6 protein-coding genes and 2 tRNA genes are annotated in these 6,464 nt (G+C 68.5%); 2 read left to right on the top strand and 6 right to left on the bottom strand.

Annotated features, from left to right (window positions below; all coding sequences use genetic code 11):
• Window positions 1-382: 382 nt before the first annotated feature.
• Entirely contained in the window at window positions 383-607 is a 225-nt protein-coding gene (locus AB0I42_RS37040) for a hypothetical protein (protein ID WP_357544448.1), read from the top strand.
• Window positions 608-668: 61 nt separating this feature from the next.
• On the opposite strand, the gene AB0I42_RS37045 is transcribed toward AB0I42_RS37040, so the two are convergent.
• From AB0I42_RS37045 to AB0I42_RS37070, 6 genes are all read right to left on the bottom strand, one after another.
• On the bottom strand, window positions 669-1,463 hold the full coding sequence (locus AB0I42_RS37045) for a carbon-nitrogen hydrolase family protein (protein WP_357544449.1): 795 nt from the start codon (window positions 1,461-1,463) through the stop codon (window positions 669-671).
• A gap of 46 nt (window positions 1,464-1,509) precedes the next feature.
• Complete coding sequence (gene clpX, locus AB0I42_RS37050) at window positions 1,510-2,808, bottom strand: ATP-dependent Clp protease ATP-binding subunit ClpX (RefSeq protein WP_357544450.1); 1,299 nt, start codon at window positions 2,806-2,808, stop codon at window positions 1,510-1,512.
• Window positions 2,809-3,178: 370 nt separating this feature from the next.
• Complete coding sequence (locus AB0I42_RS37055; RefSeq protein ID WP_357544451.1) at window positions 3,179-3,841, bottom strand: ATP-dependent Clp protease proteolytic subunit; 663 nt, start codon at window positions 3,839-3,841, stop codon at window positions 3,179-3,181.
• Between the two features lie 11 nt (window positions 3,842-3,852).
• Entirely contained in the window at window positions 3,853-4,497 is a 645-nt protein-coding gene (locus tag AB0I42_RS37060; protein WP_212821860.1) for an ATP-dependent Clp protease proteolytic subunit, read from the bottom strand.
• Window positions 4,498-4,669: 172 nt separating this feature from the next.
• Entirely contained in the window at window positions 4,670-6,010 is a 1,341-nt protein-coding gene (gene tig, locus AB0I42_RS37065) for a trigger factor (RefSeq protein ID WP_357544452.1), read from the bottom strand.
• A gap of 113 nt (window positions 6,011-6,123) precedes the next feature.
• Window positions 6,124-6,197, bottom strand: a tRNA-Pro gene (locus tag AB0I42_RS37070).
• A 142-nt stretch (window positions 6,198-6,339) separates the two neighbouring features.
• Here AB0I42_RS37070 and AB0I42_RS37075 point away from each other — a divergent pair.
• Window positions 6,340-6,413: transfer RNA gene (locus AB0I42_RS37075), tRNA-Gly, on the top strand.
• The last annotated feature ends 51 nt before the right edge of the window (window positions 6,414-6,464 follow it).

Consider the following 6,464-nt stretch of genomic DNA (forward strand, 5'->3'; position numbering starts at 1 on the left):
CCCGAACCCGGGGCTTCACACTCATCCGCACCCCGCGCTCAGCGCCAGGCACTTTTACTACGTTACCCGCTAGTTTCTACCGTGTCAACCCGATATTTCCGATCAACACCGCATCATCCAGCTTTGTCCCGGTCAGGTGCGCAACCCGTCATCGGTATCCCGATTCTGATTGCCCTGCCCGGACCAGTCCGGTTCGGCGATCTCTCGCCTCGGCCTGGCTGCCCGCTGTCCCGGCCCGTTTTGTCCGGTGTCCCGCTTGCAGAGAGAAAGTTACGCGCCCCGCCCACAGAACACAAATCAGCGTTCATCGCTACGTCGCTCGGCGGCGCCGCGATGCCATCCTGACGGCCGCGACTGCCGTTCGGCGCCGCTGCGTGCCACAGTGGCAGCCATGCCCGACACGCCGGTCGTTCTCGCCGAAGACGCACTGCTGGGGCTGCTGCTGCCCTTCTGGCAGATCCTCATCGGGATCTTCGTGCTCCTCGCCGTCGTCGTCTCCGTACGGCGGCTGGCCAGCCGTGGCCAGTCCAGGATGACGACCGCACTGCTCGTCACCGGCGGCGCCATCGTCGGGCTGGCCGTGCTCGGCGTCCTCCTGCAGGGCTGACCGCTCCCCCGGACCGGGGGCAGGCCACCCGGCCCGCCGGACAGCGGATCAGGACGGCGGATCAGAGGCGGCGGTTCGCCAGGCTGGGCAGCTCTTGCCGGATCCGGTGCAGCCGCTCGAGGTCGAGGTCGACCACCGTCACCCCGACGACGTCCGGCGCCTGGCCGAGCACCGTCCCCCACGGGTCGACGACCATGCTGCGGCCGAAACACGTACGGCCGGGGTCGTGGTCACCGATCTGGCCGGCGGCGACCACGAAGCACTGGTTCTCGATCGCCCGGGCCCGCAGCAGGATCTCCCAGTGGTCGCGCCCGGTGTGCAGCATGAACGCCGCGGGCACCACCAGGATCTCGGCGCCGGCGACCGCCAGCCGGCGGTAGAGCTCGGGGAACCTCAGGTCGTAGCAGATGGACAGGCCCACCGGGACGCCCTCGACGTCGACCACGACGGGTTCGGTGCCCGGCGCCACCCCGGCCGACTCCAGGTAGGAGACCCGCCCGGGGATCTCGACGTCGTACAGGTGGATCTTCCGGTAGGTGCCGGCGAGGCTGCCGGCCCGGTCGAAGACCAGCGACGTGTTGTACGTGTGCTCCGGGTCCGGGCCGGCCTCGTGGAAGGATCCGGCCAGCACCCACATCCCGAGTTCCCGGGCCGCGTCGGCGAAGAAGGCGCCGAACTCCCCGTCGACGGGCTGCGGTTCGGGCTGCTTCGCCGAGGGGCCGAGGTAGTCGACGTACTCGGGAAGCACGGCGAGGTCGGCACCGGCCGCGGCAGCCCGGCGCAGCAGGTCGTGGGCGGTCTTCAGGTTCTCCTGCGGCTCGTCACGGGCGTTGAGCTGGCACACGGCGACACGCATGCTGGCAGCCTACGGGCCGGGTGACGAGCCGGCCAGAGGCGACGACTCAGGCCGACTTTTCCTCACGCTGGTCGCGACGACCCCGCCGGCCGGTGAACTCACGCGGCACGATGGTCGGGTTGACGTTTTCCAGCACCACCTCACGGGTGATGACCACACGCGCGGCGTCGGGGTTGCTGGGCACCTCGTACATCACCGAGAGCAGCACCTCCTCCATGATCGCGCGGAGGCCGCGGGCCCCGGTGCCCCGCAGCATCGCCTGGTCGGCGATCGCTTCGAGGGCGGGCGCGTCGAACTCCAGTTCGACCCCGTCGAGCTCGAACAGGCGCTGGTACTGCCGCACGAGTGCGTTGCGCGGCTCGGTGAGGATGCGGACCAGCGCTTCGCGGTCGAGACTGCGGACGTTGGTGATCACGGGAAGCCGGCCGATGAATTCCGGGATCAGGCCGAACTTCAGCATGTCCTCGGGCATCACCTGGCTGAAGATGTCGTCGGTCGACCGCTCCGAGACGGCCCGCAGGCGGGCGCCGAAGCCGGTGCCACCCTGGCCGGTGCGGGACTCGATGATCCGGTCGAGGCCGGCGAACGCACCACCGACGATGAAGAGCACGTTGGTGGTGTCGATCTGGATGAACTCCTGGTGGGGGTGCTTGCGCCCGCCCTGTGGCGGCACGTTGGCGACCGTGCCCTCCAGGATCTTCAGCAGTGCCTGCTGGACGCCCTCGCCGGACACGTCGCGGGTGATCGACGGGTTCTCCGACTTGCGGGCGATCTTGTCGACCTCGTCGATGTAGATGATGCCCGTCTCGGCCCGCTTGATGTCGTAGTCGGCCGCCTGGATCAGCTTGAGCAGGATGTTCTCGACGTCCTCACCGACGTAGCCGGCCTCGGTGAGGGCCGTCGCGTCGGCTATGGCGAACGGGACGTTGAGCATCCGGGCCAGCGTCTGGGCCAGGTGTGTCTTGCCGCAGCCGGTCGGGCCGATCAGCATGATGTTGGACTTCGCCACCTCGACGGCGTCGTTGCCCGACCCCGGCGCCCCGGCGGCCTCCGCCTGGATGCGCTTGTAGTGGTTGTAGACCGCGACCGCGAGTGCCTTCTTCGCCTGGTCCTGGCCGACCACGTACGAGTCGAGGAACTGGCAGATCTCCATCGGCTTGGGAAGCTCTTCCCACTTCACCTCGCCGGTCTCGGCCAACTCCTCTTCGATGATCTCGTTACAGAGGTCGATGCACTCGTCGCAGATGTAGACCCCTGGGCCCGCGATGAGCTTCTTGACCTGCTTCTGCGACTTACCGCAGAAGGAGCACTTGAGTAGGTCGCCACCGTCACCGATCCGTGCCACCTACGTTCTCCCTGCGCTCATCGGCCGGTTCGCTCACCGGCCCTGGCCTGAGGACGGGGTGCCCCGTCGCTCCGATCGTCGTCGTCCCGGTCCTGCACGTCCGGCTCGATCATCCACGATCGCTGTCGATCGCAGTCATCAGCCCTGGTCGTTCATGCCGGTCTGTCGATCACGTCGGTCTGTGGTTCGCGTTGTTGCCCCGGCTTGCCGCCGTGGTGTTGCCGCGCTTCCCGATCGTTCCGCCGGTCGGGCCGGCCGAACGGTGCAGTCTCGACGTTACCCGCTGCCGGGGATTTCTCCGACCCCCGAAACGGGTGTGTCAGGGGCCGGCCGGCTTTCGCGGGCCGGCCGGCCCCTGACCCGGGTCGGATCAGCCCGCCGCGTTGGCGGCGAGCAGGCCCTTCTTGCGGCTGGTGAGGATGGTGTCGACGAGGCCGTACTCGCGCGCCTCCTCAGCCGTCATGATCTTGTCACGGTCGATGTCCTTGCGGACCTGGTCGAGCGGCCGGTCGCAGTGCCGCGACAGCATCTCCTCGAGCTGGGTACGCATCCGCAGGATCTCCCGGGCCTGGATCTCGATGTCCGAGCCCTGACCGTAGCCGCCCTCGGTGGCCGGCTGGTGGATGATGATCCGCGAGTGGGGCAGCGCCATCCGCTTGCCCGGGGTGCCGGCCGCGAGCAGCACCGCCGCCGCGCTGGCCGCCTGCCCGAGGCACACGGTGAGGATGTCCGGACGGACGTACTGCATGGTGTCGTAGATCGCCGTCATGGCGGTGAACGAGCCACCGGGCGAGTTGATGTACATGGTGATGTCGCGGTCGGGGTCGGTGCCCTCGAGGGTCAGCAACTGCGCCATCACGTCGTTGGCCGACGCGTCGTCCACCTGGACCCCGAGGAAGATGATCCGGTCCTCGAACAGCTTGTTGTACGGGTTGGACTCCTTGATCCCGTACGAGGTCTTCTCGACGAAGGACGGGAGGACGTAGCGGTTGTGCACCGCGGCGAGCTGCGGCGGCAGGGTCAGGTCGCTCATGGTCGCCTTCCTCAGTTGCGGGTGCCGGCGCCGGTCGGGACCTGCGTCGCTCCGGTGATCACTTGGTCGATGAAGCCGTAGTCGCGTGCCTCGGCGGCCGTGAACCAGCGGTCACGGTCGGAGTCGGCCTCGATCTGGGCCGGGTCCTGACCGGTGTGGTGGGCGACCCGCTCCTGGAACATCCGCTTCGTGTACAGCATCTGCTCGGCCTGGATGGCGATGTCGGACGCGGTGCCCCCCATGCCGCCGGACGGCTGGTGCATCATGATCCGCGCGTGCGGCAGGGCGTAGCGCTTGCCCTTGGTGCCGGCGCAGAGCAGCAGCTGCCCCATCGACGCCGCCATGCCCATCGCGATGGTCGCCACGTCGTTCGTGACGTACTGCATGGTGTCGTAGATCGCCATGCCGGAGTAGACCGAGCCGCCGGGCGAGTTGATGTAGAGGTTGATGTCGCTCTCCGGGTCTTCGGCGGCGAGCAGGAGCAGCTGCGCGCAGATCCGGTTGGCGACCTGGTCGGTCACCTCGCTGCCCAGGAAGATGATCCGTTCCTTGAGCAACCGGTTGTAAACCGTGTCGTCGAGGTTGCCACTGAGGGAGTCCCCACCACGGGCGACGATCGCCCGCGACGGCACCGCTGGGATGTGCAGTTCGGTCATGGCAGCCCTTCGCTCTCCGTGCGTCTTACGCCCGACACTAACCGCTGCCGGGGGTCGCAGCTTCCTTCCGCGCACAGTGTTCGCTCTCAGCGCAGTGGGCCGGAGCCGGCCCGCAGAAAGGGATTCGGCCGCCGTACGTCCGAGGACGTGCGACGGCCGCCCGTCGAACGACTCAGTGGTCGTGGTTGTGCTCGCTGGCAGCCCGCAGCTCGTCGATGCTCAGCGCGTTGCCCGCGGTGTCGGTGATCTTCACCCGCTCCAGGACGGCGGTCAGCGCCTTGCCCCGCCGTACGTCGCCGAAGACGGCGCCGGCCGTGCCGGACCGGACGAGCTGGTCGTAGTACTGCTGGGGGGCGACGCCGGCCCGCTGCGCGCGGTGCACGATCTCGTGGCCGAACTCGTCGTCGCTGACCTGCACGTCCTCGGCGTCGGCGAGCGTGTCGAGCAGGAGCTGGATCTTGACGCCCTCGGTCGCGGCGGCGTTGAGCTCCTCGTCGACCTGCTCCTCGGTCTTCTCCTCCGACGTGAGGTAGTCCTCCATCGAGGCACCGATCCGCTCGAGTTGGTCGATCATGGCCTGCTTGCGGTGCTCGACCTCGTCGCGGACCACGCCCTCCGGCGCCGGCACGTCGGCGGCGGCCACGATCTGCTCCAGCGCCTTGTCCCGCGCGGCGTAGATCTGCTCGACCTTCTTGACCCGGGTGACCCGCTCGCTCAGGTCGCCGCGCAGCTCCTCCAGCGTGTCGAACTCGCTGGCGAGCTGGGCGAACTCGTCGTCGAGCGGCGGAAGCTGCTTCTCCTTGACCGTGCGGACGGTCACCGCCACGTCGGCGTCACGGCCGGCGAAGTCGCCACCGACGAGCTGGGTGACGAAGGTCGCCTCGTCACCGGCCGACATGCCGACCAGCACCTCGTCCAGGCCGGGCAGGAGCTGCTTGCTACCCACCTCGTGGGAGATGTTGCTGGCGGAACCGCCGGGCACCTCGACACCGTCGACGGTCGCCGCGAGGTCGATCTGGACGTAGTCGCCGTCGGCGGCCGCCCGCTCGACCGTCTTCAGCGTCGCGAACCGCTCCCGCAGCCCGTTGAGCTGCTCGTCGATCTCGTTCTCGCCGACCTGGAGTTCGTCGACGGTGACCTCGATGCCGGCCAGGTCGGGAATGGCGATCTCGGGCCGGACGTCGACCTCGGCGGTGAACTTCAGCGGCTCGCCGTCGGTGAACTCGGTGATCTCCACCTCGGGGCGGCCGAGCGTCTTGACGTCGTGCTCGCGCACGGCCGCGAGGATGTTCTCCGGGATCGCCTCCTGGACGGCCTCGTTGAGCACCGTGCCGCGGCCCACCCGCTGGTCGATGACGGCGGACGGCACCTTGCCCCGGCGGAAGCCCGGGATGTTGACCTGCTGGCCGATCTCCCGGTACGCCTTCCTGAGGCTCGGCTCGAGCTCGACGAACGGCACCTCGATGGCGAGCCGGACGCGCGTCGGGCTCAGAGTCTCGACGGTGCTCTTCACAGGCGTACTCCTTGACGGATCTCAGTCTTGGTCTGGGCGTGATTCAGCCCATCGAGTGTAGGCGAGCCGATCGGCCGGCCCGGCGGGCACCCGACACCGCTGGTGGATCACAGTCGGGGTGGCGGGATTTGAACCCACGGCCCCTCGCTCCCAAAGCGAGTGCGCTACCAAGCTGCGCCACACCCCGTGGCGGAGAGAAGTGTATGACGTCGGCGGTCGGGCGCGCCGCCTGGTATCCGTCTCCGGGCGGGCCGGGGCCGGGAACGCACTGGGAACCGGGTTGCCGGACCCGCTATGCTGTGGCCGTACCTCGGGTGATCGAGGTGCATGCGGGCGTAGCTCAATGGTAGAGCCTCAGTCTTCCAAACTGATTACGCGAGTTCGATTCTCGTCGCCCGCTCCATACCGCTCCGGCCCAGGCCAAGGGCCATATCCCCTGATCCCGGGCCGGGCA

Origin of the sequence: Polymorphospora sp. NPDC050346 (assembly GCF_040655695.1) — a bacterium.
GTDB classification, from domain to species: Bacteria; Actinomycetota; Actinomycetes; order Mycobacteriales; family Micromonosporaceae; genus Polymorphospora; species Polymorphospora lycopeni.

Bases quoted from the DNA above. Each gene is read 5' to 3' on its own strand.
- AB0I42_RS37045 (WP_357544449.1), bottom strand. From the start codon at position 1,463: ATGCGTGTCGCCGTGTGCCAGCTCAACGCCCGTGACGAGCCGCAGGAG.
- AB0I42_RS37055 (WP_357544451.1), bottom strand. From the start codon at position 3,841: ATGAGCGACCTGACCCTGCCGCCGCAGCTCGCCGCGGTGCACAACCGC.
- AB0I42_RS37060 (WP_212821860.1), bottom strand. From the start codon at position 4,497: ATGACCGAACTGCACATCCCAGCGGTGCCGTCGCGGGCGATCGTCGCC.